Source organism: Elstera litoralis (assembly GCF_000963705.1).
Classification (GTDB): Bacteria; Pseudomonadota; Alphaproteobacteria; order Elsterales; family Elsteraceae; genus Elstera; species Elstera litoralis.
The window spans coordinates 1-1,010 of record NZ_LAJY01000792.1 but is presented as its reverse complement, the minus strand read 5'-3'; the positions used below and the strand labels follow the sequence as shown (position 1 = coordinate 1,010).

At 54.4% G+C, this 1,010-nt stretch carries 1 protein-coding gene; it reads left to right on the top strand.

The window, feature by feature from the left end; translation table 11 throughout:
• On the top strand, window positions 1-867 hold an 867-nt coding region (locus tag VZ95_RS19815), incomplete at its 5' end, for a CheR family methyltransferase (protein ID WP_332308144.1).
• Window positions 868-1,010 lie beyond the last annotated feature (143 nt).

The following is a 1,010-nucleotide window of genomic DNA, read 5'->3' as shown; positions in this document are numbered from 1 at the left end:
CCACAAAATCGCGCTGAGGTCGGTAGCATGAAACCGGACGAGTTCGAGTTCATCAGTCGAACGGTTCGCCAGCGCTCCGGCTTGGTGTTGACCGAAGACAAAGCCTATTTGGTTGAAAGCCGTCTGCTGCCCGTTGCCCGCAAATTCGGGCATAAGTCGGTGGATGAGTTTGTCACCTCGGTTCATCGCGGGCCGGACGAAGCGAAGTTGCGGGCCATCACGGAAGCGATGACCACCAATGAAACCCTCTTCTTTCGCGATACGAAACCCTTCGATCAGTTCAAGCGGGTCGTGCTGCCCGCCATGCTGGAGGCGCGTGCAGCGCGAAAGACGGTGCGGATTTGGTGCGCGGCCTGTTCGTCGGGCCAGGAACCTTATTCGCTGTCGATGATTTTGAAAGAAGAAGGCGCGCGGCTGGCGGGCTGGCGGTTCGAAATCGTCGCAACCGATATCAGCGCCGAAATGCTGGATCGGGCCAGGGCCGGTCTTTATACGCAGTTTGAAGTCCAGCGCGGCTTGCCCATCCAATATCTGATGAAGCATTTCAAGCAGATTGAGGATAAATGGCAGCTTTCGAATGAGATTCGCTCGTCGGTTGATTATCGCGAGTTTAATCTACTCTCCGATCCGCGCGGTTTGGGGCATTTCGATATTGTCTTCTGCCGCAATGTGCTGATTTACTTCGATCAACCGACCAAGACCGACGTGTTGAATCGCCTGCGGACGATCATGCCGGAAGATGGCGTGCTCTACCTTGGCGGCGCAGAAACGGTGTTGGGCATTACGGACAAGTTCGAACCGCTTCCGAATGAACGCGGCCTGTATCGCTGCATTGCAAAACAGGGTGCAAGTTTCGCGGCGCTCTAGACGAAAAACAATGTGAAAATTTACTCTCCGGGCTGCATTTTGCAGCCCGGTTTATTTTGTAGGTTGCGACTTCGTGTCACGCAGGCAAACCTTACCTTAACTACTACCGTATATTCTGAATGAAGAGGCCGAAACGGGTCCAG